Annotated in this window: 23 protein-coding genes; 7 read left to right on the top strand and 16 right to left on the bottom strand. The window is 63.7% G+C overall.

All coding sequences use genetic code 11. The features are described 5' to 3' along the window. Complete coding sequence (locus ACOZJV_RS22605; RefSeq protein ID WP_421548554.1) at positions 1-888, bottom strand: sterol desaturase family protein; 888 nt, start codon at positions 886-888, stop codon at positions 1-3. A 151-nt stretch (positions 889-1039) separates the two neighbouring features. Between ACOZJV_RS22605 and ACOZJV_RS22610 the strand changes: the two genes are divergently transcribed. Both ACOZJV_RS22610 and ACOZJV_RS22615 read left to right on the top strand, forming a co-directional pair. Beyond that, entirely contained in the window at positions 1040-1357 is a 318-nt protein-coding gene (locus ACOZJV_RS22610) for a PepSY domain-containing protein (protein WP_078470880.1), read from the top strand. Between the two features lie 190 nt (positions 1358-1547). Continuing rightward, on the top strand, positions 1548-2735 hold the full coding sequence (locus tag ACOZJV_RS22615) for a GAF domain-containing sensor histidine kinase (protein WP_421548555.1): 1188 nt from the start codon (positions 1548-1550) through the stop codon (positions 2733-2735). Positions 2736-2750: 15 nt separating this feature from the next. Here ACOZJV_RS22615 and ACOZJV_RS22620 read toward each other — a convergent pair whose 3' ends face one another. Both ACOZJV_RS22620 and ACOZJV_RS22625 read right to left on the bottom strand, forming a co-directional pair. Next, on the bottom strand, positions 2751-3197 hold the full coding sequence (locus ACOZJV_RS22620; protein WP_201132033.1) for a hypothetical protein: 447 nt from the start codon (positions 3195-3197) through the stop codon (positions 2751-2753). A gap of 111 nt (positions 3198-3308) precedes the next feature. Beyond that, positions 3309-4934 carry a methyl-accepting chemotaxis protein gene (locus ACOZJV_RS22625; protein ID WP_421548556.1) on the bottom strand — a complete coding sequence of 542 codons (1626 nt, stop codon included), beginning with the start codon at positions 4932-4934 and terminating at the stop codon, positions 3309-3311. Positions 4935-5351: 417 nt separating this feature from the next. On the opposite strand from ACOZJV_RS22625, the gene ACOZJV_RS22630 reads away from it, so the two are divergent. Both ACOZJV_RS22630 and ACOZJV_RS22635 read left to right on the top strand, forming a co-directional pair. Then, positions 5352-6374 carry a transporter gene (locus ACOZJV_RS22630; RefSeq protein ID WP_078470884.1) on the top strand — a complete coding sequence of 341 codons (1023 nt, stop codon included), beginning with the start codon at positions 5352-5354 and terminating at the stop codon, positions 6372-6374. Between the two features lie 289 nt (positions 6375-6663). Beyond that, a complete protein-coding gene (locus tag ACOZJV_RS22635) occupies positions 6664-8280 on the top strand; it encodes an inorganic phosphate transporter (RefSeq protein WP_078470885.1) in 1617 nt (538 codons plus the stop codon). A gap of 146 nt (positions 8281-8426) precedes the next feature. On the opposite strand, the gene ACOZJV_RS22640 is transcribed toward ACOZJV_RS22635, so the two are convergent. The 3 genes from ACOZJV_RS22640 to ACOZJV_RS22650 all read right to left on the bottom strand — a co-directional run bounded on the left by ACOZJV_RS22640 (position 8427) and on the right by ACOZJV_RS22650 (position 11203). Beyond that, positions 8427-9401: a biotin-dependent carboxyltransferase family protein gene (locus ACOZJV_RS22640; RefSeq protein ID WP_421548557.1), complete on the bottom strand. Its 975-nt coding sequence runs from the start codon at positions 9399-9401 to the stop codon at positions 8427-8429. Then, positions 9398-10270 (bottom strand): 5-oxoprolinase subunit B family protein, encoded by an 873-nt coding sequence (locus ACOZJV_RS22645; RefSeq protein ID WP_421548558.1) that lies wholly within the window; start codon positions 10268-10270, stop codon positions 9398-9400. The genes ACOZJV_RS22640 and ACOZJV_RS22645 overlap by 4 nt, the downstream gene beginning before the upstream one ends. A gap of 174 nt (positions 10271-10444) precedes the next feature. Next, positions 10445-11203 carry a 5-oxoprolinase subunit PxpA gene (locus ACOZJV_RS22650; protein ID WP_078470888.1) on the bottom strand — a complete coding sequence of 253 codons (759 nt, stop codon included), beginning with the start codon at positions 11201-11203 and terminating at the stop codon, positions 10445-10447. Between the two features lie 259 nt (positions 11204-11462). On the opposite strand from ACOZJV_RS22650, the gene ACOZJV_RS22655 reads away from it, so the two are divergent. After that, complete coding sequence (locus tag ACOZJV_RS22655) at positions 11463-12380, top strand: LysR family transcriptional regulator (RefSeq protein ID WP_421548559.1); 918 nt, start codon at positions 11463-11465, stop codon at positions 12378-12380. Between the two features lie 5 nt (positions 12381-12385). Here ACOZJV_RS22655 and ACOZJV_RS22660 read toward each other — a convergent pair whose 3' ends face one another. From ACOZJV_RS22660 to ACOZJV_RS22680, 5 genes are all read right to left on the bottom strand, one after another. Next, positions 12386-12991, bottom strand: coding sequence for a PqiC family protein (locus ACOZJV_RS22660; RefSeq protein WP_078470890.1), 606 nt, complete (start codon positions 12989-12991; stop codon positions 12386-12388). Then, on the bottom strand, positions 12988-14670 hold the full coding sequence (locus tag ACOZJV_RS22665) for an intermembrane transport protein PqiB (RefSeq protein ID WP_078470891.1): 1683 nt from the start codon (positions 14668-14670) through the stop codon (positions 12988-12990). Before ACOZJV_RS22665 ends, ACOZJV_RS22660 begins: the two co-directional genes overlap by 4 nt. Next, complete coding sequence (locus ACOZJV_RS22670; RefSeq protein ID WP_078470892.1) at positions 14663-15277, bottom strand: paraquat-inducible protein A; 615 nt, start codon at positions 15275-15277, stop codon at positions 14663-14665. Before ACOZJV_RS22670 ends, ACOZJV_RS22665 begins: the two co-directional genes overlap by 8 nt. Then, on the bottom strand, positions 15277-15885 hold the full coding sequence (locus tag ACOZJV_RS22675) for a paraquat-inducible protein A (RefSeq protein ID WP_078470893.1): 609 nt from the start codon (positions 15883-15885) through the stop codon (positions 15277-15279). Before ACOZJV_RS22675 ends, ACOZJV_RS22670 begins: the two co-directional genes overlap by 1 nt. A 307-nt stretch (positions 15886-16192) precedes the next feature. After that, positions 16193-16627: a multidrug/biocide efflux PACE transporter gene (locus tag ACOZJV_RS22680; RefSeq protein ID WP_201132038.1), complete on the bottom strand. Its 435-nt coding sequence runs from the start codon at positions 16625-16627 to the stop codon at positions 16193-16195. Positions 16628-16716: 89 nt separating this feature from the next. Between ACOZJV_RS22680 and ACOZJV_RS22685 the strand changes: the two genes are divergently transcribed. Continuing rightward, entirely contained in the window at positions 16717-17571 is an 855-nt protein-coding gene (locus ACOZJV_RS22685; protein ID WP_078470895.1) for a LysR family transcriptional regulator, read from the top strand. Between the two features lie 35 nt (positions 17572-17606). Here the strand turns inward: ACOZJV_RS22685 and ACOZJV_RS22690 are convergent, their stop codons facing one another. The 4 genes from ACOZJV_RS22690 to ACOZJV_RS22705 all read right to left on the bottom strand — a co-directional run bounded on the left by ACOZJV_RS22690 (position 17607) and on the right by ACOZJV_RS22705 (position 20225). Then, the gene (locus ACOZJV_RS22690) at positions 17607-18860 is read right to left on the bottom strand and encodes an RNA polymerase sigma factor (RefSeq protein ID WP_421548560.1); all 1254 of its coding nucleotides are present in this window, start codon (positions 18858-18860) and stop codon (positions 17607-17609) included. Beyond that, positions 18860-19351, bottom strand: coding sequence for an SRPBCC family protein (locus ACOZJV_RS22695; RefSeq protein ID WP_020295732.1), 492 nt, complete (start codon positions 19349-19351; stop codon positions 18860-18862). Before ACOZJV_RS22695 ends, ACOZJV_RS22690 begins: the two co-directional genes overlap by 1 nt. Before the next feature lie 26 nt (positions 19352-19377). After that, a complete protein-coding gene (locus ACOZJV_RS22700; RefSeq protein WP_020295733.1) occupies positions 19378-19722 on the bottom strand; it encodes a YciI family protein in 345 nt (114 codons plus the stop codon). Positions 19723-19790: 68 nt separating this feature from the next. Next, positions 19791-20225 carry a YybH family protein gene (locus ACOZJV_RS22705; protein WP_421548561.1) on the bottom strand — a complete coding sequence of 145 codons (435 nt, stop codon included), beginning with the start codon at positions 20223-20225 and terminating at the stop codon, positions 19791-19793. 139 nt (positions 20226-20364) lie between these two features. Here ACOZJV_RS22705 and ACOZJV_RS22710 point away from each other — a divergent pair, with 139 nt between their 5' ends. Further along, positions 20365-20850: a GNAT family N-acetyltransferase gene (locus ACOZJV_RS22710; protein ID WP_421548562.1), complete on the top strand. Its 486-nt coding sequence runs from the start codon at positions 20365-20367 to the stop codon at positions 20848-20850. Between the two features lie 10 nt (positions 20851-20860). Here the strand turns inward: ACOZJV_RS22710 and ACOZJV_RS22715 are convergent, their stop codons facing one another. After that, positions 20861-21358 (bottom strand): GNAT family N-acetyltransferase, encoded by a 498-nt coding sequence (locus tag ACOZJV_RS22715; RefSeq protein ID WP_078470901.1) that lies wholly within the window; start codon positions 21356-21358, stop codon positions 20861-20863. Positions 21359-21741 lie beyond the last annotated feature (383 nt).

The following is a 21741-nucleotide window of genomic DNA, read 5'->3' on the forward strand; positions in this document are numbered from 1 at the left end:
TCAACGGCGCAACGGCGGCGGCACCTGCGGCTCGCGACTCAGGGTCGGCGCCTGGAAGGGGTCGAGCAACTGCGGCCAGTAATCCACCGGAAAATCCGGGCGGCTGCCGATGCCCAGGTCGCCGTCGCGAATCGGGTATTCATGGCTGTAAAACGCCGTGCCCAGCAGCCAGTCCCACAGGTTGAAGAACAAACCGAAATTCACATCCCCGGCGCGGCCGTACTTCATATGGTGCAGGCGGTGCATCGGCGCCCAGGCGAACACCCACCGCAATGGCCCCAGGCGCATGTCGACATTGGAGTGCTGCAACAACAGCTGGATGGCGATGGCAAAAGCCAGCAACTGCGCCACCTGCAACGGCAGGCCCAGCGCCAGCAACGGCAACAGCCCGGCCGTTGCTTCGACCAACTGGTGCAACGGGTGCTTCATCAAGCCATTGAAGCCATACAAGCGCTGCACGCTGTGATGCACCGCATGCAGGCGCCAGAGCAGCGGCAGGCGATGGCTGGCGTAATGGGCCAGGGTGATTCCGCAATCGGCCACCACAATGGCCAGCAGCACCTGGGCCCACAACGGCCAGGCCTGAGGCCACAGGCCGTCATGGCCGAGCAGCGCCACCAGCCCCGGCACCAGCAGCAGGCCCAGGGCGTTCAAGCTTTCATTGACCAACGCATGCAGCACATCGCGCAGGCGGTCCTGACGCGGGCAGTTCCAGCAGGGCTCATAGGGCAGCCACCACTCGGCCATGAACGACACCCCCAGCGCACCGACAAACAACAGCGCCAGCCAACCCGGTGCAACCCCGCCCTCTCCCACCAGCCACACCCCGGCCCCGATAAAGCCAAACCAGAACAACGGTGCATAGATACTGCCCATCAAGCCTTTCATAAGGTTCTCCCGTGATCGAGCCCGCAGCATGCAAGCCGGCGCCGTCACGGAATTGAACAAACGGCGCAAAGGTTGCGCCAAATTAAGGGTGAGTTAAGTTCGAGCGGCTAACCTGAGGCCACTTAAACAGTTCACTTCAAGGAATACACAGATGAAAACGTTGACTGCCCTGTTCGCCGCTACCGCCCTGACCCTGACCGCTGGCCTGGCCCAGGCTGACGTTCGCCCCGACCTGATTCCGGGGCTGCTCAAGGCTGGCACCATCATGGACCTGGAAAAACTCAACCAGACCGCCCTGGCCCAACACCCCGGCACCACCGCCGCCAATATCACCGACACCGAACTGGAACACTCCGCCGCAGCCGGCTACGTGTACCAGGTGGAACTGCGCGATGCCAAAGGCGTGAAATGGGAAATCGACCTGGACGCCAAGAGCGGCAAGGTCCTGAGCAATAAGCAAGACCAATAAGGCAACCGACATAAAGGCCGCGCGTCCTCAGGGACGCGCGGCTTTTTTGTGGCGCGCCGCTGGCAAACCGGCGCCAGAAACAAATCCGCCGGGGGCCCAAGGAAATTGCCACCCACCCGCGTCAGCTCGCTAGAATCACACCCAGGTTCGGCGGCGCATAAGGTGTCGCGCCTTTTGTGCAGAGAATGAAATGGGGCAGACAGCAGCCGACATCGCCACCATCGGCCGGATCAGCGCAGTGCCGGCGATGTTGCAGGTGATTCGTGAAATGACCGGCTTGCGCTTTGCCGCGGTGGCCCGGGTCACCGATACCTCGTGGCACGCCTGCGCAGTCCTGGATGACCTGGAGTTCGGCCTCAAGGTCGGCGGCGAACTGGACCTGGTCACCACCCTGTGCCACGAAATCCGCTCGGCCCACGTCTCGGTCGTGATCGACAAGGCCAGCGAAGACCCGCACTACCATAATCACCACACCCCACGCCTGTACCGCTTCGAAAGCTATATCTCGGTCCCGGTGTTTCGCACCGACGGCAGCTTCTTCGGCACCATCTGCGCCCTCGATCCGAGCCCGGCGGCACTCAAGGCCAGCGCCATCCAGAGCACCATGGAGTCGTTCGCGCGCCTGCTGTCGCTGCAGATCGAGGCCGAAGAAAGCCAGCAACAGACCGAAGCCGCGCTGCAGCAGGAGCGCCAGACCGCCGAGCTGCGCGAGCAATTCATTGCCGTGCTGGGCCATGACCTGCGCAACCCGCTGTTCGCGATCAATGTCGGTGCCGAACGCCTGCTGCGCAAACACCCGAACCCGGCCACCGACCCGATCGTGCAGCACATTCTCAACTGTGGACGGCGCGCCGCACAGTTGGTCGAAGACGTGCTGGACTTCGCCCGGGGACGCCTGGGGCCCGGCATCACACTGAACATCGCGTCCAGCCAGGATCTGGAGCAAACCTTGCATCACGTGGTGGCAGAAGTGCAGAGCGTGCACCCGGAGCGCCCCATCCAGTGTGTGATCGGCGATTTGCAGGGCATCCACTGCGACCGCGACCGGGTCGCGCAACTGCTCTCCAACCTGGTGGCCAATGCCATCACCCACGGCGCGCCCGAAGGCCCGGTGCAGGTCAGGGCCGAAGTGCGTGAGGGCGTGTTTATGCTGGCGGTGCAGAACCCGGGGCAGATTCCCCCGGCGATCCTGCCCTACCTGTTCCAGCCGTACTCGCGCCCGGCCAGCGACACGCCGCAGGCCGGACTGGGCCTGGGGCTGTACATCGCCGACCAGATCGCCCGCTCCCACGGCGGGCGCATGGACCTGGCCTCAAGCGCCGAGCACGGCACGCTCTTCACCTTCAGCCTGCCCCTGGCGCCTGAAACTCGGGCCTGAAACCCGGGCCTGATCTCAGGCCGTGGTGTCGACCAGCGAGCCGGACGAACTGCTGCTCGAATCCTGCAAGGCTTGCAGCAGTGCGGCGGTGGCGGTCTGCAGCGAGCCGCTGGTGGAGGCGATCTGCGATTGCGCGGCAGCCACCGCGGCGGCCTTGGCATCCTTGCTGTCCTGACTGGCCTGGGCGGCCTGCAGCTGCTGTTGCTGCTCCTGCAACTCTTTCTGCAATTGCGCAATCTGCTTGCGCAGCGCCTTGACCGCATCCGACTCGTCGCTGCTGCTGGAACTGCCGCCGGACGCCGCAGCCCCCGAAGCGCCGGCCGCCTTGCTGCTGTCGCCGGAGGCAGCACTGGCCGAGGCAACCCCGGTCTCGGTGCTGCTGGCCTCATCGCTGGCGCTGGTCGCCAGCTTGCGGGTGGTGACCTGGGGTTGGGTAATGGAAACGGAGCTGATACTGACCATGGGCATGGGCCTCGTGAGTTGGGGTTTGCCCTACCATCGACGCCAGCCCGGCCAACTTGAGAGTGACTGTGTACCGACCTGGTAAGCAGGCCGATACACAAGGCGCGGCGGTCAGTTGCCCAGGCGCGCGGTGACCTCGTTCAACTGCCCCGACAAGCCATGCAGGTTGCGGCTTGCCGCTTCGGTGCGCTGCACGTTGTCCAGATTGGTACTGGCGATGCTGGTGATCTCGGTCAGGTTGCGCGAAATGTCCTCGGCCACCGAGGTTTGCTCTTCCGCGGCCGTGGCGATCTGGCGGTTCATGTCACGGATCGCCTCCACGGCCACGGTGATCCGCTCCAGCATCGCCCCGGCCTGGGTCACTTGCTCGACGCTCTGCTCGCTGCGTGACTGGCCGCTTTCAATGGCCTGGGCGGCGTCCACCGCGCCGGTCTGCACGGTCTGGATAATCTGGTTGATCTCGATGATCGAGGCCGCCGTGCGCTGCGCCAGGCTGCGCACTTCGTCCGCCACCACCGCAAAACCACGCCCGGCCTCACCGGCGCGAGCCGCCTCGATGGCCGCATTCAGCGCCAGCAGGTTGGTCTGTTCGGCAATCCCGCGGATCACCTCCAGCACTTTACCGATGCGCCCGCTGTCGGTTTCCAACTGGCGAATAACCTTCGCGGTGTTGGCGATTTCGCCGCGCATCAGGGTGATGGTGTGGATGGTGCCCTGCATCACCTGTTCGCCCTGTTGCGCCGAGTGATCGGCATCGTCGGCCGCGCGCGCCGCATCGGCGGCGTGGCGCGCCACTTCCTGGGCCGTGGCGGACATCTCGTTCATGGCCGTGGCCACCTGGTCGGTGCGGTTGAACTGCTCATTGGTGCCCTGGGCCATCAACCCGGCAATGGAGCTCAACTCGCCGCTGGCGCTGTCCAGGTCGGAGGTGCTGCGTTGCAGGCGGCTGAAGGTTTCGGCGAGGAAATCCCGCAAGGTGTTGGCGGCCATGGCCAAGCGGCCCAGCTCGTCCTGGCGGTCACTGGCGACACGTTCGGCAAAACGGCCCTGGCTCAGTTGCGCGACATACTCGATCAGGGTGCGGATCGGCTGCACCAGGTTGCGGTTGACCAGCCACAGGCTGAACAGGCCGATCATCAGGCCCGACGCCAGCATCACCAGAATCCCGATCCAGATCGTGCGTTCGGCCGCGGCACTGATCAGCAGCGACTGCTGGTCACCCTGCTTGCGCAACTGGCCGACCAACTCACTCATCTGCTCGCTGGTAGCGCGATCCAGGCCCTTGACCGCCACATCACCGGCCGCCGGATCGGCACCCGCCGCCACATAGGCATCGCGCCCTTTCTGATAGGCCGCACCGAGCTGGCGATGCTCTTCACGCAGGCGTTCGATCTGGCTCTTCAACTGCGCGTCGACACCTGGGGCCATCGCCAACTGGCCCAGAATGCCCTGGACATCGCTCTGGCGGTCTTCGAACAACTTCCAGTATTTGTTGCGCTCTTCAGGCTGTTTGCCGCGCAGCAGGACGTTCTTCCATTCCTGGACCTGGCTCTTGAACTGCAGGTTGGCCTCGTCGACCAGCTGCGAAGTGCGCAGCGGCCCCTCGATCAGATTGCGATAACTTTGCACACCATTGGACAGGAAGTTGAAACACGCCAGGGCGATCAACAACATCGCAAACAGGCTGCCGCTCAACAAGGCGAGCGTTTGCGCGCGCAGGGATTTTTGCAAGAACATCAAATGAGATCTCATGGCAGGGATGGAACACATCCGAAATGGACGTGGGTGGCACACAGACATCCCTGTCAGGGCAATCGACGACGGGCCGATGCTCGACTGCTGTGAGCGTGATCGGCGCGCAGCAGGCTTTCTTGAGCGCCTCCGACCACCGGTAGCAGGGCGCGCATTCTGCACCTGAAACTGTCACAAAAACATCAAAAAGCCTTGCGATGATAAAGCCCAAGTGAACCTGTAAAACGCCTACAGGTGCAGGCTGTGTGAAAACGTAGCGAGTGAAGGCAAGACAAGGCAAAAACAGGCGAGGAAGCGGAGTTTACTGGCTGTAAATGAGCATTCCGAGCCTGTTTTTAACGCAGTATTGCCAAACGCAGTAGTTTTCACACTGCCTGCATGGCTTCCCTCCAGCGAGACTCCATGAACCACAGCATCGACCAAAGCCATCGCGATTCCGATCTGTTCGGCCTGTTGTACGGCTTCAGTTTTCTCCCGGGGCAAGCCGGCCGCGAGCTGGACTCGGCCAAGGCCCTGGAATGCCTGAAACAAGCGGGGGACGGTGAAGAGTTTCTCTGGCTGCACCTGAACCTGGCCCACGCGGCCTGCGAGCGCTGGATGAAGGCTCACCTGGAATTGCCTGAAGAGTTTTTCGAAGCGTTGCATGAAGGCTCGCGCTCAACCCGCATCGAGCATGTGGACTCGGCACTGCTGGCGGTGGTCAACGACGTGGTGTTCAACTTCAGCAGCATGGTCTCCTCGGATATATCGACCCTGTGGGTCTGCGCCCGCAGCCGCCTGATTGTCAGCGCCCGCCTGCAACCCCTGCACTCGGTAGACAAGCTGCGCTCCTCGGTCAAGGCCGGCGAGCGCTTTCGCTCGCCCCTGGAACTGCTGGTGCACCTGTTGCGCGACCAGGGCGAGGTACTGACCCAGATCGTGCGCAAGACCAGCCAGAGCGTGGACCAGATCGAAGACCAACTGCTGGCGGCCCGGGTCTCCACCAACCGCGCCGAACTCGGGGCCATGCGCCGGGTGCTGGTGCGCCTGCAACGCCTGCTGGCACTGGAGCCGGGCTCGCTGCTGCGGCTGCTCAACCGGCCGCCGCAATGGCTGCAGAAGGAAGACGTCAAGGAGCTGCGCAAATCCACCGAGGAGTTCGCGCTGATCATCAACGACCTCACGGCCCTGGGGGAGCGGATCAAACTGTTACAGGAAGAAATCGCCGCCAACCTCAACGAACAGACCAACCGCACCCTGTTCACCCTGACCGTGGTCACCGTGCTGGCGCTGCCGATCAACATCATCGCCGGCTTCTTCGGCATGAACGTAGGCGGCATTCCGTTTTCCGCAGACCCCGAAGGCTTCTGGATCCTGGTGGCCCTGGTCGCCACCTTCACCCTGTTCGCCGGCCGCTGGGCCTTTCGCAAACGCCAGGACTACTGAGCCAAGGCCCGCTGGCCCCAGATGCCCCTCATCACCCTCTGACCACCACAGCACCTGCCTCGGCCGGCGCCACAAACCCAGTAGCCGCTGCCGAGCCCGCAAGGCTGCGCTGGCCCTGCGTGACACCCCATACCCCCCGACGACCACGGAGCCTGTATCGGTATGCAGAAAGGTCCATTCAGATCAGCGGCCCTCCCCAATCGCACAAACACTGACCTGACGCAGTCTCTCTGTAACATTTGGCAACGATCATGGAGCCCACTCCTCCCCTCCACAGGATTGTCCGGCAATGGCCACCCCTTCCCTGACTGCCGCCGCCCCCTCTTCCGCCCGCGAAACCAAGCCCCAGCTGGATAAAAAGGCCAGCCCCTTCACCCTGGTGATGTTTTTCGCGGTACTGGCCATGGGCTTGCTGTTCACCGCCTACAGCCTGATGCACGACATGCACGAACTGGGCACCACCGTGACCACCTGGACCCCGTTCCTGCTGCTCGGTGTGGCGCTGCTGATCGCCCTGGGCTTCGAATTCGTCAACGGTTTCCATGACACCGCCAACGCCGTGGCGACGGTGATTTACACCCACTCGCTGCCGCCGCATTTCGCCGTGGTCTGGTCGGGTTTTTTCAATTTCCTCGGGGTGCTGCTGTCCAGCGGCGCCGTGGCCTTCGGCATCATCGCCCTGCTGCCGGTGGAGCTGATTCTGCAAGTCGGCTCATCGGCCGGCTTCGCCATGATCTTCGCCCTGCTGATTGCCGCCATCCTGTGGAACCTCGGCACCTGGTGGCTGGGGTTGCCGGCGTCTTCGTCCCACACCCTGATCGGCTCGATCATCGGTGTCGGCGTGGCCAATGCCCTGATGCATGGCCGCGACGGCACCAGCGGCGTGGACTGGGGCCAGGCCACCAAAGTCGGGTACGCCCTGCTGTTTTCGCCGCTGATCGGCTTCGCGTTCGCCGCCCTGCTGCTGTTGGCCCTGCGCCTGTTCGTGAAGAACCGAGCGCTGTACAAGGCGCCCAAAGGCAACACCCCGCCGCCGTGGTGGATTCGCGGCATGCTGATCCTCACCTGCACCGGCGTGTCCTTCGCCCACGGCTCCAACGACGGCCAGAAGGGCATGGGCCTGATCATGCTGATTCTGGTCGGCACCCTGCCCATGGCCTACGCGCTGAACCGCACCATGCCGGCCGACCAGGCCCTGCAATTCGCCGCGGTGGCCGAAGTCACCCAGCAGGCCCTGAGCAAAGGTTCGCCCCAGGCGGCGCCCGCCGATCCGCGGCCGATCCTTTCCGATTACGTGCGCAACAAGCAGGCCACGCCTGAGCTGATCCCGGCGCTGGCGGCGCTGGCCGGTCATATCGGCAACGAAGTGAAGGGCTATGGCTCCCTGTCCAAAGTGCCGGCCGAGGCCATGGGCAACGTGCGCAACGACATGTACCTGACCAGCGAAACCATTCGCCTGATGGACAAGAACAAGGTCGGCCACTTTGACGCCGACACCCAGGACAAGCTGCAGCTGTTCAAGCAACAGATCGACAACGCCACACGCTTCATTCCGCTGTGGGTCAAGATCGCCGTGGCCATCGCCCTTGGCCTTGGGACCATGGTCGGCTGGAAACGTATCGTGGTGACGGTCGGTGAAAAGATCGGCAAGACCCACCTGACCTACGCCCAGGGCGCCTCGGCGGAAACCGTGGCCATGCTGACCATCGGCGCCGCCGACATGTTCGGCCTGCCGGTATCGACCACCCATGTCCTGTCATCGGGCGTGGCCGGGACCATGGTCGCCAACGGCGGCGGGCTGCAGATGCGCACCATCCGCAACCTGCTGATGGCCTGGGTCCTGACCCTGCCGGCGGCGATCCTGTTGTCGGGCAGTTTGTATTGGTTGTTTACCCAACTGTTTTGAGCGGGCGTGTAGTTGTCAGGCTTGGGCTGCGTTTGGACGTGGGTTGAGGTGGGTCGGGGTATCAGGGAGGGAAATGGTGCATCCGGACAGCGTCCGAACGCGGCCCGAGCCTGCGGCAGCGGCTACGGGTGTAGCCGCCGTGGTGTTCAGGAGGGAAACAGCTTGCTCAGGCAAGCCAGTTTTTTCTTGTAGGAGCGCCGGGCCTCCAGCGCCTGTTCGAGGGTCACCGCGACGAAACGGGCCTTCTGGTTGGGTTGCATCTGGCCGATCAGGTCGAGGTCGGCACTGATCACGGTGCCGATCATGGCGTAGCCGCCACCGGACACCGCATCCCGATGCAACACGATCGGTTCGAGCCCCGCAGGCACCTGGATCGAACCGATCGGGTAACAGCTGTCGACGATGTTCGACGGATCCGAGCCGGCACCAAACGGCTGCTCCCGCGGCTGAAAGCCCAAGGCACTGCCGCCCTTGAAGCGATAGCCGATACGGTCAGCTTCGGAACCCACGGTCCAGGGCTCGGCAAAAAAGCTGACCTTGGCCGCCTCGCTCAAGCGCTCGTAATACAGGCCGGGCACCACCCGCAGCGTGACCTCGCCACCCAGGGACTGACGCAAGGCCATGGGCAAACTCGCACCGACCCGGCTCTTGCCGCTGTCCACACCCACTGGCAACTCATCGCCGACGGCCAACCGCCGCCCCTGAAAACCGCCCAGGGCGCCGAGGGTGTAAGTGGAACGACTGCCCAATACCAGCGGCACATCGATGCCGCCGGCCACCGCCAGGTAAGCGCGGGCGCCGGCCTTGGGAAAGTCGAAGCGCAACACTTGCCCGGCCTTGACCGCAAAGGCCGTGTCCAGGTGCATGTCCACCCCATCGAGCTTGGGCGTCATGTGCGCGCCGCAGACCGCCACCAGGGCATCGCGGCAAAACTCCAGCTCCGGCCCGACCAGCGTGCACTCCAGCGCCGCCGCACCCGGCGGGTTGCCGACCAGTTGGTTGGCCGCGCTCAAGGCGTATTGATCCAGGGCCCCGGACGGCGGAATACCCAGGTGGTAATAGCCTTCGCGCCCCAGATCCTGCACCGATGTGGCCAGGCCCGGTTTGATGACCTTGATCATGCCAACGCCTCCTGTAACGACTTCGGATAGCCGACCGGGTCGGCGAGAAAGGCATCCAGTGAAAACTCCACCGGCCGGATACGCAGGTCGAAACGGCCGGCCTCCACCTCGGCCACCGCCAGGTCGTAGGCCTCGCGGTCCATGGCTTTGAACTGGACGATGTCGCCGGGTCGGAAGAACACCATGTGCTCCTTCAGATACGCCAGGGTTTGCTCGGGGTCGTAGATCGGTGCCGGGGTCACGCCAAACATCTGATAACCGCCCGCCCCGCGCACCGAGTAGATGCAGCCGAAACAGCCGCCGTGGCCCAGGGTCAGCTTCGGCGTATCGGTGCGCGGCCGCAGGTATTTGGGCACCTGCAACTGCTGCTCGCGCTCGACCATCTGGAACATGAACGGCAAGCCGGCGACAAAGCCGACCATCGACACAAACCAGGGCGCGCCACTGTGGGCCGCAATAAACGCCTCGACGTCGGCCAGGCCGTTGATCCGCGCGGCGTACTCAAGGTCCGTGGCGCTCGGGTCCTGATGGCGGTCACGAAAACGCATCAGGGTTTCGTGGGTCCAGGGATCGTTGTACAGCACCGGAATCTCGATGATCCGCGTATGCAAGCTGCGTTCGGCCACGGCTCCGGCCTCGGCGCCGCGCACCGCCTCCAGCAGCGCCTGGGGCGCAATGCGGTCGGGGTCGAAACGGATCTGGAACGAAGCATTGGCCAGGCATATGTCCAGCACCCCATCCAGGGCCAGGCGCTCCACGGCGCGGGTCACGGCCATGCCCTTGAAAAACGCCTCCAGGGACATGCTGTCGCTGACCTCGGCGAACAGGTGCTCATCGGCACCAAAGCTGTAGCGAATCGCTGTGCTCATGCCTCACCTGCTCGGCACTCAATCACCGCAGGTTGGCCCGGGACCGGTACGGCCTGGGTGGTAACACTGTATTCGGCCATGTCTGTTCCTCTTGGAATACTTGTAGAAAGGCAGGCAAAAAAATTCAACGCATTGAGCAAAACCCGAGGTCTGCGCACTCGGTGTTTCAGGGCATCAGCGCGGCGCGCGCACCTCGATACCGGCCTGGTCCAGCGCCTGGCGAGTGGCCTGGACCAAGGCCAGGGCGCCGGGGGTGTCGCTGTGCAGGCAGATGGAATCGAAGGCGATGGGCAGGTCTTGACCTTCGACCGTGCGCACCAGGCCGCTCTGGCAGGCGCGCAAGACCTTGGCCGCGACTTCGCCAGGATCCAGCGCGCGCACCTGGCGGGTGAAGACGATGGAGCCGCTGAGGTCGTAGTCGCGATCGGCGTAAAACTCACGGATCACCGGTTGCCCCAGCTCGCGGGCCACGCGCCAGATCACCGAATCGGGCATGCAGTACAACAGCAACTGCGGCTCCAGGCGTTGCAGGTTTTCCACCAGCAGCCTCGCGGCCTGTTCATCCCGGGCCAGGTGCATGTACAGCGCGCCGTGGGGCTTGATGTGTTGCAGCGGTACGCCTTGGGCCCGGGCAATTTCCCGCAGGGCGCCGAGTTGGTAGAGCATGTCGTCGACCAGTTCCTGGGCCGGGGCATGGATGTGCCGGCGGCCAAAACCCACCAGGTCGCGGAACCCCGGGTGAGCGCCAATGGCCACCCCCAGGCGCTTGGCGGTCTCGACCGTGCGGCGCATGGTGCCGGGGTCGCCGGCATGAAAGCCGGTGGCGATATTGGCTGAACTGATAAACCCCATCAGCTCGGTGTCGACGCCATCGCCGATGGTCCATGGGCCGAAGCTTTCACCCATGTCCGAATTGAAATCCACTGCCTGCATCACCGTTGCTCCGCCTGTCGTGACTGGTTGCAGGCAAAATTAGGCTGCGGGCCGACCCCTTGGGAAGATCTATTATCAGATAGGGTATCTTCTGAAAAACAGATAATACTGTAGCCGCTGCCGCAGGCTGTGCTGGCCCCGGTGGGCGATGCAGAGCGTTGGGTTTATCGGTGCCTGTTCGGCACAGCGCAGCCTCGCGGGGCTCGGCAGCGGCTACGGGCGGTTATTGGATCAATGTGGGTGGTTTGAGGAGTTGTTGATGTCTTTGACGTTACGTCAGGTGCGCTACTTTGTGGCCACTGCCGAGATCGGACAGATTTCCCAGGCGGCGATTCACCTGAATATTTCCCAGTCGGCGGTGACCACGGCGATCAAGGAACTGGAAGCCATGCTCGCGGTGCAGCTGTTCGTGCGCTCGGCCCAGGGCATGAACCTGACCGATGCCGGGCGGCATTTTCTCAACCGCGCCTACGTGATTCTGCGCAGCGTCGACGACGCCTTGAACAGCCCGCTGCCGGACTACCGCGCCAGCGGCGTGCTGCGCCTGGCGGCAAGCTACACGGTGATCGGCTATTTCCTGCCCCATCACCTGCAACGCCTGGAACACTGGCACCCGGACGTGACCATCGAGGTCCACGAGCAGGAGCGCCAGGCCATCGAACAAGGTCTGCTGGAAGGCCGCTTCGACATGGCGGTGGTGCTGACCGCCAACCTGACCCACCCGGCTATCGTCTCGGAGATTCTGTTCAACTCCGAACGGCGCCTGTGGCTGCCCAGCCACCACCCGCTGTGCGAGCGGGCGGCGGTCAGCCTGGCCGACGTGGCCCTCGAACCCTACATCCTGCTCACCGTGGATGAGGCTGAACAAAGTGCCATGCGCTACTGGGAACACGCCCGGCAGCAACCCAAGGTCCGGGTGCGCACCAGTTCGGTGGAGGCGGTGCGCAGCATGGTGGCCAACGGCAGCGGGGTGGCGATTCTATCCGATCTGGTGCATCGCCCCTGGTCACTGGAGGGCAAGCGCATCGAGACCCTGACCGTCACCGACCCGGTCACGCCCATGAGCGTGGGCCTGGCCTGGCACCGCGAGCGGGACTTCACCCCGGCGATGCAGGCATTGCGTGATTATTTCCACGATGCGTTTCTGGCACCGCAGCAGTTGTCGGCTCGGCGCTGATCAGCTCAGGGGCAAGGGGTGGATGGCACTTGCGCCCAGCGCCGAGCGGTACTGGCAATGCTCTGCGCCAGTTGCCCGATGGCCTGCTGGTGCGCCAATACCAGCGCCTCCAGTTCGACACCGGCCGGCTGGCGGATCTGGCTGCTGCAGGTCAGGCTCCGAGCCTGTGCGCCCTCGCCGCGCAGGCGCAGGCTCCATACCACATCGATCAAGGCATAGCGCCCCGGCAACGAATCAAAGCGCCGCACATCCGTCTGCAGCGACAGCACCGGGCGCCCGGCCTGCTTGGGCAACCCTTCGAGGTTGCGTGTCCCCAGCCTCACCTCCAGCTGGCTGGCCAGGGCGTCATGAAACTCATCCACCAGCGGCGCACTCCAGCGCTGGGTTTCCAGAATCGCCAAGGTCCCGCCATCCTGGCGCACCACCAACTGTGGCTGGTCGACCTGGGCCGGAATGCGCACCGTCGCCATCTCGAATTGAAACCCCGGCGCCGCAACGCCGGCGGCGGCCCCTTCGGCCACGGGCGACATCAGCGTGTAGTAACGGGTCGGCGCCGAACTGCAGGCCGCCAGGCCCACTACCGCACTCAACAACAGGATGGGGGTTTTCATGGCTGGGCTTCCGGCTCGGGTTCACGAACAGAGGATGACGTGGATTTGTAGGCATCCGGCTGATTGTCCTTGAGGCGACCGCGAATCAACGACTCGGGATGGCGGCTGAGGAAGTCGGTCAACACCCGTACCGAACGCGCAGTGCGTTGCACTTCATCCATCGCCTGGCCCAGGCGCAGGCGCTCTGGCGAGTCCTCGGAAAAGCTGTCGTTGGCGGTGGCCAGGGTTTTCCGGGTCTGCACCAGGGTATCGCGCATCTGCGGCAGCACCTCGCCGTTGACCTGTTTCAGGGTCTTGTTCATTTCCCCGAGGCTGGAATTGAGGTTATTGGCGATGGCATCGAGCGGCAATTTGCTGATTTTCTCGACCACTTGCTGCACTTGCTCCTGCAGCTTGTCGAGGCTGCCCGGCACGGTCGGAATCTCCAGCGGCTTGGCGTTCTGATCGAACGCGACCGGCTTGGCGTTGGGCATGAAGTCCAGGGAAATCAGCAATTGCCCGGTCAGCAGGTTGCCGCTGCGCGCCTGGGCCCGCAGGCCGCGCTTGACGAAGCCGGCGATCAACTCTGCAGAGCGCGCCTCGTCCTCTCCGCCCCATTCCTTGAGCAGCTTTTCCTGAACCTTGCCCAGGCGATTGGGATAGATCACCACGCCGACCACGGTCCAGAAGTCCTTTTTCTGCTCGTCGAAATCCAGGTTCATCGACACCACTTTGCCGATGTTCACCCCCAGGAACTCCACCGGTGCATTGATCGCCAGCCCGCGCAACGGCTGGTCAAAACGCATGCGCATGTAGCGCGGCTCGCCATCGGGCGGGGCCAGCGCGGTGTCCTGGTCGTCGAACAGGGTGTAGGTGGCGTTTTCGGCGGCAGGCACCGGGTTCGGGCTGTACTTGGGTTCGACAAAGGCAATGCCGCCCGCCAGGATCGACGATAGGGACTCGGTGTTGACCTTGAGCCCGTTGGCCCCCAGGGTCACGTCCACGCCGCTGGCGTTCCAGAAGCGCGAATCGGTGGTGACGTACTGGTCATTGGGCGAGTTGACGAACACCCGCACATCCACCCCTTTGCCATCGCTGGCCAGTTGATAGGAAATCACCTGCCCGACCTGGATCCGCCGGTAATAGACCGGCGAGCCGATGTCCAGCGAACCCAGGTCATCGGTGCGCAGGGTGAAGCGCTTGCCCTGCTGGCCGTAGGTCACCGCCGGCGGGGTTTCCAGGCCGACGAACTGTTTGCTGGTCTTGCCTGATTGCCCGGCATCGGCGCCGATGAAGGCCCCGGAAAGCAAGGTGTCGACCCCGGAGATACCGTTGGCGCCGATACGGGGTCGCACCACCCAGAACATCGAATCATCGGCGGTGAACGGCTGGGCCGACTGATCCAGTTCGACGGTGGCGTTGACCTTGCTGCGGTCATCGCTCAGGGCAATGGCGGTGACCTTGCCGATCACCACATTCTTGTATTTGACCTGGGTCTTGTTGGCTTCCAGGCCTTCTGCGGTCAGGAAGCTGATGGAAATCTGCGGCCCGGCCGACAGGGAGTTGTTGATCATCATCGACACCCCGACCAGGGCCGCGACAATCGGCACCAGCCAGACCAGGGATACGTTGAAGCGCCGTGTCCTGACCGCCGGAGTGCCTGGGGCAGGCGATTGCTTGGAACCTGGATCATCAGACATCTTCCACCTCTACATCCCAGATGAGCCGGGGATCGAAACTCATGGCCGCCAACATCGTCAGCACCACAACCAAACCAAAAAACAGAATGCCCATGCGCGGCTCGATCGAGCTCAGGGCGCGGAACTGCACCAGCGCGGCCACCAGCGCGACCACGATCACGTCGAGCATCGACCAGTAACCGATCACTTCGATAAACCGATAGAGCCGGGCGCGCTCGCGCATCGCCCAATGGCTGCGCCGCTGGCAACTGATCAGGAGGGTCGCCAGGGCAAAGAACTTGATGCAGGGCACGACCACGCTGGCGATAAAGATCAGCAGCGCGATGTCCCAGGAGCCGTGGCTCCAGAACTCGTAGACGCCGCTAAGGATGGTGTTTTCACTGCCGCTGCCGAACATGCTGGTGTACATGACCGGCAACAGGTTGGCCGGGATATAGAAAATCAGACTCGCCAGCAGGAACGCCCAGGTGCGCGTCAGGCTGTTGGGCTTGCGCCTGTGCACGGCGCCATCGCAGCGCGGACAGTGATGGACGTCTTGCGCGCAGACCTGGCCGCAGGTATGGCAGAGCATCAATTGCAGGTCGCGGGCATAGGGTGGCGCGCTCATCAATAGCGGCCCTCCAGGTCGTGCCAGAGCCGGCGGATGTCTTTGCCGGAAATCAGGATAATCAGCACCGTCAACATCGACAGCGCCCACAGCCCAAGGCCCGGGTGCACATCGAGCATGCCCGCCAGCTTGACGATGGCCACCAGGATGCCCAGCAGGCACACCTCGAGCATGCTCCAGGGCCGCAGGTGTTCCAGGGTGCGCATGCACATCTTGAAGCCCGGCGCGGCGCGGCCGACATTGGCAAAGCCCAGCAACCAGCACAGCAGAACGATCTGCAGGCAGGGGGCAAGGATGATGGTCAATCCGGTGACAGCGGCAATCAGACTGATCCGCCCATAGGCCAGGGCCTCGACCGATTGCCAGAGGGTGGCTTCGTTGCTCAGGCCTTCGAGGCTGATCTTGATCACTGGAAAGGCGTTGGCGAACACAAACAGCACGGCAGCGGTAATCGACAGCGCAAACAGCTGTTGCACGCTCCAGCGGCTGGCCCTGGCGAGCACTGCGCCGCAGCGTGAACACTGGGCCGTCTGGCCTTTGCCAAGCGGCACTGATTGATACAGCGAATCGCAGTGCTCGCAGATGATCCAGGATGGAGAAAGGGTCATGGCCTTCAGCTAGTCGAGGGAACAGCAGATTCGGTTACATGAACCGGCACATCGTTTCTATCAATCATCACCCTGGCCGGTTCCAGGCTCCAGGCCTGCAGCCCCAAGACCGAGTGCGCTTCGAGCGTCACCCTGAAGGTCGCTATCAGGGCTCTGCATCGGGCTGTTGCAGGCTGCAATGCAGCATAGCCAACTCAAGCGCGGGTTGCTGCTTAAAGCAACGCCGCTTCTGTTGACGCTGACTGAGGCGCCGCGCCGCTTGGCCATCGACTCTCGGCAGCGGACTCTATGACCCAGGCCCGTGACATTAGTTCGCCATTCGCAGGCGCATCAGGCGCTCCCGCGCCAGGTCGTACAGCCAGTGATACAGGTAGGTGTACGGCAGGAAAAACAGCAGCACGCCGATATCCAGCAGCAAGGCCTGCCACAGGCTGACCTGCAACCACCAGGCAATCAGCGGCACGCTGACCGCCACCAGCCCGCCTTCGAACAACAGGGCGTGCAAGACCCGGGTCCAGGGGCTGTGGCTCAACGCCAGGCGCTTGAGCAGGCGATCGAACACGCTGTTGAACACCACGTTCCAGGCCAGGGCAATCAGACCGATGCCCAGGGTCACCGCGCCCATGTTCACCAGGGGCTTGTCCATCAACCAGGCCAGCAACGGCGTACAGATCAGCAACGCCAGGACTTCGAAGCCAACGGCCTGGGCAACGCGTTCTTTCAGGGATTTCTGGGAGTTCATGGTCCGGCTCCAGGGGTGAAGGTGGTTGCCATGATCCAATCAGATACCGATACTTCATAACCAATAACCATCGACCAAGGCGATAGTTCATGGCTTCACATGAAGTGCTGCTGGCGTTTGTCCAGGCGGCCACCCAGGGCTCGTTTTCCGCTGCCGCGCGCAAGCTGGGCAAGAGTCAGTCGACCATCAGCGCCGCTGTCGCCAGCCTGGAGATCGACCTGGATGTGCAGTTGTTCGACCGCAGCAGTCGCAAGCCCGGGCTGACTCCCGCCGGGCATGTACTGCTGCAGCGCGCCGAAGAGATCCTGGCGGCCACCAGTCGCCTGGAAATGGCCGCCAGCCAGTTGTCCCGGGGCGTTGAGGCCAAGCTGACGGTGGCGCTGTCCGACACCTATCAATCGGACCGCTTCGAGGCTTCCCTGCAGGCGTTCGAACAACGCTATCCGGACCTTGAACTGGAATGCCTGATCGCCGAATGCGAGGACCTGGTGGAACTGGTGCAACGCGGGCGGGCACAGATCGCCTTCGCCGAAATGCAGCCCAGCTACCCCACGGACCTGGATTGGGCCACCGTCGATGAACGCACCGAAATCGCTCTGTTTGTGTCGCCGCAACATCCCCTGGCGAGCCTCGCCAAAGTCGACAAGGAGACCTTGCAACAGCATCGCGAACTGCGCCTGGCGACGGTGATCAACCCTTACGAAAGCCGTGCCCGGGGCCGCGTCTGGTCGGCCCCCAGCTACCTGATGCTGCTGGAAATGGCCCAGGGCGGTTTCGGCTGGGCGCCCTTGCCACGCTGGCTGGTAGAGCGCTTCGGCGCGGGCAGCCTGCATGAACTCGACGCCCGTGGCTGGCCGCGCCAGGTGGCAGTGGATGCTCTCTGGTCACGCCTGCATCCGCCCGGCCCGGCAGGCAGTTGGCTGCTGGGGCAGATGCTTGAGTAAGGGCGCCAGCCTGTAGCCGCTGCCGCCAGGCTCGGCTACAAGGACGGCGGCAGGGCAGCGAGGCGGCGTTCGAGAAAGCGGCGTTCGGGGTCTTGGCGGGTCAGTTGCAGGGCCCGCAGGTACGCTTCGCGGGCCTGTTCGTCGTGGCCCAGCTGGCGGCAGAATTCGGCCCGGGCCGAGTGCGCCAGGTGGTAATCCTGCAATTCGCCACGGGCCAGCAGCGCCTCTACCTGCTCCAACCCCGCCTGCGGACCGTCGCGCTGAGCGAGGGCCACGGCGCGGTTGAGTTCGATCACCGGCGATGGTAGCGCCCGCAACAGCACGTCATACAGGCCGACAATCTGCGCCCAGTCGGTCTGCCCCGCTGTCGGCGCCTCGGCATGCACGGCTGCAATCGCCGCCTGCAGGCAGTAAACCCCGAAGCGCCGGGTGCCCAGCGCCCGCTCGACCAGGGCGCAGCCTTCGACGATCAGTTCGGCGTTCCACAGCCGCCGATCCTGTTCATCCAGCAGCACCAACTCGCCAGTCACGGAAACCCGCGCCGGGCGTCGCGACTCATGCAGCAGCATCAGCGCCAGCAGGCCCATGACTTCCGGTTCCGGCAGCAGCTCCAGCAACAGCCGCCCCAGGCGAATGGCCTCGCGGGTCAGCTCGTCACGGGTCAGCTCAGTGCCGACGGACGCCGAATAACCCTCGTTGAATACCAGATAAATCACCCGCAGCACGCTGTCCAGGCGCTCCGGCAGCTCACCCAGGGACGGTACCTGATAAGGAATTTTCGCCTCACGGATCTTGGCCTTGGCCCGCACAATGCGCTGGGCAATGGTCGCCGGGGCCGTGAGAAAGGCCCGGGCAATCTGCTCGGTACTCAGGTCGCAGATCTCGCGCAGGGTCAACGGCACTTGCGCATCCGCCGCCAGGGCCGGGTGGCAGCAGGTGAAGATCAGCCGCAGGCGATCATCTTCCACATCGTCCTCGCTCCACTCGGTCTGCTCCAACTGTTCCAACTGCCTGGCCAGCGCCGCCTGGGACGCAGCAAACCGCGCGCGCCGGCGCAGGCCGTCAATCGCCTTGAAGCGCCCGACCGAAACCAGCCAGGCCCGGGGGTTATCCGGCACGCCATCGCGCTGCCAACGTTCGACCGCGACAAAAAACGCCTCGTGCATGGCCTCTTCAGCCAGGTCGAAATCCCCCAGCAGGCGTATCAGGGTCGCCAGGATGCGCCGCGACTGCTCGCGGTAGACCGTCTCGACCAGTGCCGGGACGGCCTGCCCCGCGTGCCTGGGCATCAGTCCGGCATGCCTTGGGTGACCAGGGTGACCAATCGGTCCAGGCTCTGGCCCCAGCCTTCATGAAAACCCATTGCCTCATGGGCCTTCTGATCGGCTTCGCTCCAGTGCATGGCGCGCGCGGTGTAGAGGGTCTTGCCATCGACTTCGTCGAAGGTCACTTCGGCGGTCATGAAGGGCTTGGCCGAGGGGATCCAGCCCGGGACAAAGGCGTCGGTAAACACCAGCCGGCGCGGCGCGACGATCTCCAGGAACACCCCCATGGTCGGGTATTCCTGGCCGTCCGGCGCGCGCATCAGGGTGCGAAACTGGCCACCGACCCACAGGTCCATCTCGCATTCGGGCGTGGTCATGCCATGGGGCCCCCACCATTGAGCGAGCAGGGCTGGCTCGGTCCAGGCACGAAACACCTTGCGCCGAGGCGCATCGATCAGGCGGCTGATGGACAGTTGGTACTGGGCAGGCGCGTGGCCTGCTTGCGCATGAGTCATGGTCAAACTCCTGTTTATGGTTGTTATCAGGGATTCAATTGACGTACCGGGCGCACCTCGACGCTGCCGACCCGCGCCGCCGGAATATGCCCGGCGACCTGGAGGGCTTCGTTCAGGTCACGGGCCTCGATCAGGTAGAAACCGGCCAGTTGCTCCTTGGTTTCAGCAAATGGGCCATCGGTGATCGACAGCTTGCCGGCGCGCATGCGCACCGTGGTTGCGCTCTGCACCGACGCCAGCGCCTCGGCGGCGAGCATGCGGCCACTGCCCTGCACCGCTTCGGCGTAAGCCATGCATTCGGCGTCCGCCGGGCTGTCGGGCAAGCTGTGCAGCAACTGTTCGTCGCTGTAGACCAGGCATAGGTATTTCATGGGGGCTCTCCATGATCGGGCTGATCAACTATGGCCGCTGTTGGGCGCTTTGCCGAAAAACCCGACGATCAGGGTTGCAGGTCGAACTGAGTGCTGCCGCTTTGCATGTCGAACGGTGCCGACCAGTGCTCATGCCGCACCCGCCACTGTCCGTCGATACGCTGGTAACCGGCACTGACCCGCATCCAGCAGGCCTTGGTCTGCCCCTGCTCATCAGTACCGCCGCAATGGGCCAGCCAGTGGGCGAAGGCGATGTCGTCGGCGGCCACGATCAGCAATTGCTCGAAATCGAAAATCCCCGGCCCGGGGCAGAACTCCATGCACGCCTGCCAATGATCGCGGTAGGCCTGCTTGCCCTTGAATTGCAGGGCGCCCACCGCGTCGAAGGCGGTGATGTCATCGGCGTAGTAACTGACGATGCGCTCGATATCCTTGGCCATCACCGCCTGGCGCCAGGCGTCGATCAGGCTGCGGATCTGGGTTTCACTGGGGTGCATGCTCATGGGGGTACTCCTTGCCATTGAGTGAAGACACCCTTAGTCGTCTGCGCGCCCCGCCAATCGACATGCCCAAGAAAAAAAATGCGCACGCACCGCAAATCGCTAAAATCGACGCCCCTCCAAAAACAACATGGACAGTGCCTTGACTACCCGACTGGTGCCTTACGAACAGCTCGACGCCACCCAGCGCGAGCAACTCGACGGACTTGAAGTACACCCGGAACAAAAGGCTTTTTCCGGCGACATCTACACCGCCCTGCATACCCTGCTCAAGGCGCCGGAGCCGGGCATCAAGGGCTTCGCTCTGCTCGCCGATGAACGGCCGGTGGCCTTTCTGCTGCTCAAGCACGGGCCATTCCTGCCGCACTGGGCCAGTGCTGGCACCGCCACCCTGCATGCCCTGCAAGTCGACCATCGGGTCCAGGGCCGGGGTTACGGCCAGGCCTGCCTGCAAGCGCTGCCCGAGGCGGCGCGCCTGGCCTGGCCGGAACTCAAGGGCTTGATGCTGTCGGTGGATGCCGATAACCAGGCCGCGCTCAAGCTCTACCTGAAACAGGGCTGGGTCGACAGCGGCGAGGCCTACAAGGGCCGCATCGGCTACGAACGCAGGATGACCCTGAACTTCTAAGGCCGCAGGCCTACAGCTCAAGCACCATTTCGTGCCAGGCCATGCCGCCGTGGTCCGACGCCGAGGCTTTGCAGTAGACAAAGCCGAAGCGCTGGTACAACGGCACATGCCGCTCCTTGCACATCAGGTGGATGCTGGCCTTGCCCAGTTCGCGCATGTTGCCGATAAACGCCTGCAGCAGTTGCCGCGCCACGCCCTGGCCCTGGTAGTCCGGGTGCACCACCACTGACATGATCACCACATGGGGCCCGGCCGGGTCGTGGCCGATCAGTTCCTTGAACGCCTCATCGGCCATTTCCACCTCAAAGGCCGCACCGGAGTTAATAAAGCCGGCGATCACCCCGTCCACTTCAGCAACGATAAAGCCGGTGGGCCAGGTGGCGATACGGGTTGCGATCTTTTCCCGGGTGGCGGCTTCGTCGCCCTCATAGGCCAGGGTTTCGATGGCGAAACAACGGTCCAGGTCGGCGGGCAGGACCTGGCGAATTTCAAGACTGGAAGCATTCATGGCGGGCAACGGGGACCTCGGGCGGGTGAAGGGGCAGGCGCGGATTCTACCAACGCCGGGGCGTTGCCAACTGCCTGCCGGACAAAAACGTATCAGTTGCATATGGATCCTTCGCCAGGCCGTAAAACCTCCATATACACCCTGGCCAAGGCCCGGCGACGGGGCTATTTATCTGTGCCCGGCGTGCTCCCGGCCTTTAACTGGCTGGGCGCCCGCCTCCTCTATCGGAGCCCTGTCCATGAGCAACACCCAAATCGGCCTGCTTCTGTTGTTTGGCATCAGCACCTTCGGTTTCATCACGCTGTACATCGACTTTCTGCATGAACGACGGGATAAAAAACAGCGCTGAGTGCCCCTGGCCGCTGCCCGTTGCAGCACTCGTC

This window comes from Pseudomonas sp. QD4 (assembly GCF_049199125.1).
In the GTDB taxonomy this organism is placed as follows: Bacteria; Pseudomonadota; Gammaproteobacteria; order Pseudomonadales; family Pseudomonadaceae; genus Aquipseudomonas.

Coding starts and splice junctions, on each gene's coding strand:
- ACOZJV_RS22605 (WP_421548554.1), bottom strand. CDS start 888: ATGAAAGGCTTGATGGGCAGTATCTATGCACCGTTGTTCTGGTTTGGC.
- ACOZJV_RS22610 (WP_078470880.1), top strand. CDS start 1,040: ATGAAAACGTTGACTGCCCTGTTCGCCGCTACCGCCCTGACCCTGACC.
- ACOZJV_RS22615 (WP_421548555.1), top strand. CDS start 1,548: ATGGGGCAGACAGCAGCCGACATCGCCACCATCGGCCGGATCAGCGCA.
- ACOZJV_RS22620 (WP_201132033.1), bottom strand. CDS start 3,197: ATGGTCAGTATCAGCTCCGTTTCCATTACCCAACCCCAGGTCACCACC.
- ACOZJV_RS22625 (WP_421548556.1), bottom strand. CDS start 4,934: ATGTTCTTGCAAAAATCCCTGCGCGCGCAAACGCTCGCCTTGTTGAGC.
- ACOZJV_RS22630 (WP_078470884.1), top strand. CDS start 5,352: ATGAACCACAGCATCGACCAAAGCCATCGCGATTCCGATCTGTTCGGC.
- ACOZJV_RS22635 (WP_078470885.1), top strand. CDS start 6,664: ATGGCCACCCCTTCCCTGACTGCCGCCGCCCCCTCTTCCGCCCGCGAA.
- ACOZJV_RS22640 (WP_421548557.1), bottom strand. CDS start 9,401: ATGATCAAGGTCATCAAACCGGGCCTGGCCACATCGGTGCAGGATCTG.
- ACOZJV_RS22645 (WP_421548558.1), bottom strand. CDS start 10,270: ATGAGCACAGCGATTCGCTACAGCTTTGGTGCCGATGAGCACCTGTTC.
- ACOZJV_RS22650 (WP_078470888.1), bottom strand. CDS start 11,203: ATGCAGGCAGTGGATTTCAATTCGGACATGGGTGAAAGCTTCGGCCCA.
- ACOZJV_RS22655 (WP_421548559.1), top strand. CDS start 11,463: ATGTCTTTGACGTTACGTCAGGTGCGCTACTTTGTGGCCACTGCCGAG.
- ACOZJV_RS22660 (WP_078470890.1), bottom strand. CDS start 12,991: ATGAAAACCCCCATCCTGTTGTTGAGTGCGGTAGTGGGCCTGGCGGCC.
- ACOZJV_RS22665 (WP_078470891.1), bottom strand. CDS start 14,670: ATGTCTGATGATCCAGGTTCCAAGCAATCGCCTGCCCCAGGCACTCCG.
- ACOZJV_RS22670 (WP_078470892.1), bottom strand. CDS start 15,277: ATGAGCGCGCCACCCTATGCCCGCGACCTGCAATTGATGCTCTGCCAT.
- ACOZJV_RS22675 (WP_078470893.1), bottom strand. CDS start 15,885: ATGACCCTTTCTCCATCCTGGATCATCTGCGAGCACTGCGATTCGCTG.
- ACOZJV_RS22680 (WP_201132038.1), bottom strand. CDS start 16,627: ATGAACTCCCAGAAATCCCTGAAAGAACGCGTTGCCCAGGCCGTTGGC.
- ACOZJV_RS22685 (WP_078470895.1), top strand. CDS start 16,717: ATGGCTTCACATGAAGTGCTGCTGGCGTTTGTCCAGGCGGCCACCCAG.
- ACOZJV_RS22690 (WP_421548560.1), bottom strand. CDS start 18,860: ATGCCCAGGCACGCGGGGCAGGCCGTCCCGGCACTGGTCGAGACGGTC.
- ACOZJV_RS22695 (WP_020295732.1), bottom strand. CDS start 19,351: ATGACTCATGCGCAAGCAGGCCACGCGCCTGCCCAGTACCAACTGTCC.
- ACOZJV_RS22700 (WP_020295733.1), bottom strand. CDS start 19,722: ATGAAATACCTATGCCTGGTCTACAGCGACGAACAGTTGCTGCACAGC.
- ACOZJV_RS22705 (WP_421548561.1), bottom strand. CDS start 20,225: ATGAGCATGCACCCCAGTGAAACCCAGATCCGCAGCCTGATCGACGCC.
- ACOZJV_RS22715 (WP_078470901.1), bottom strand. CDS start 21,358: ATGAATGCTTCCAGTCTTGAAATTCGCCAGGTCCTGCCCGCCGACCTG.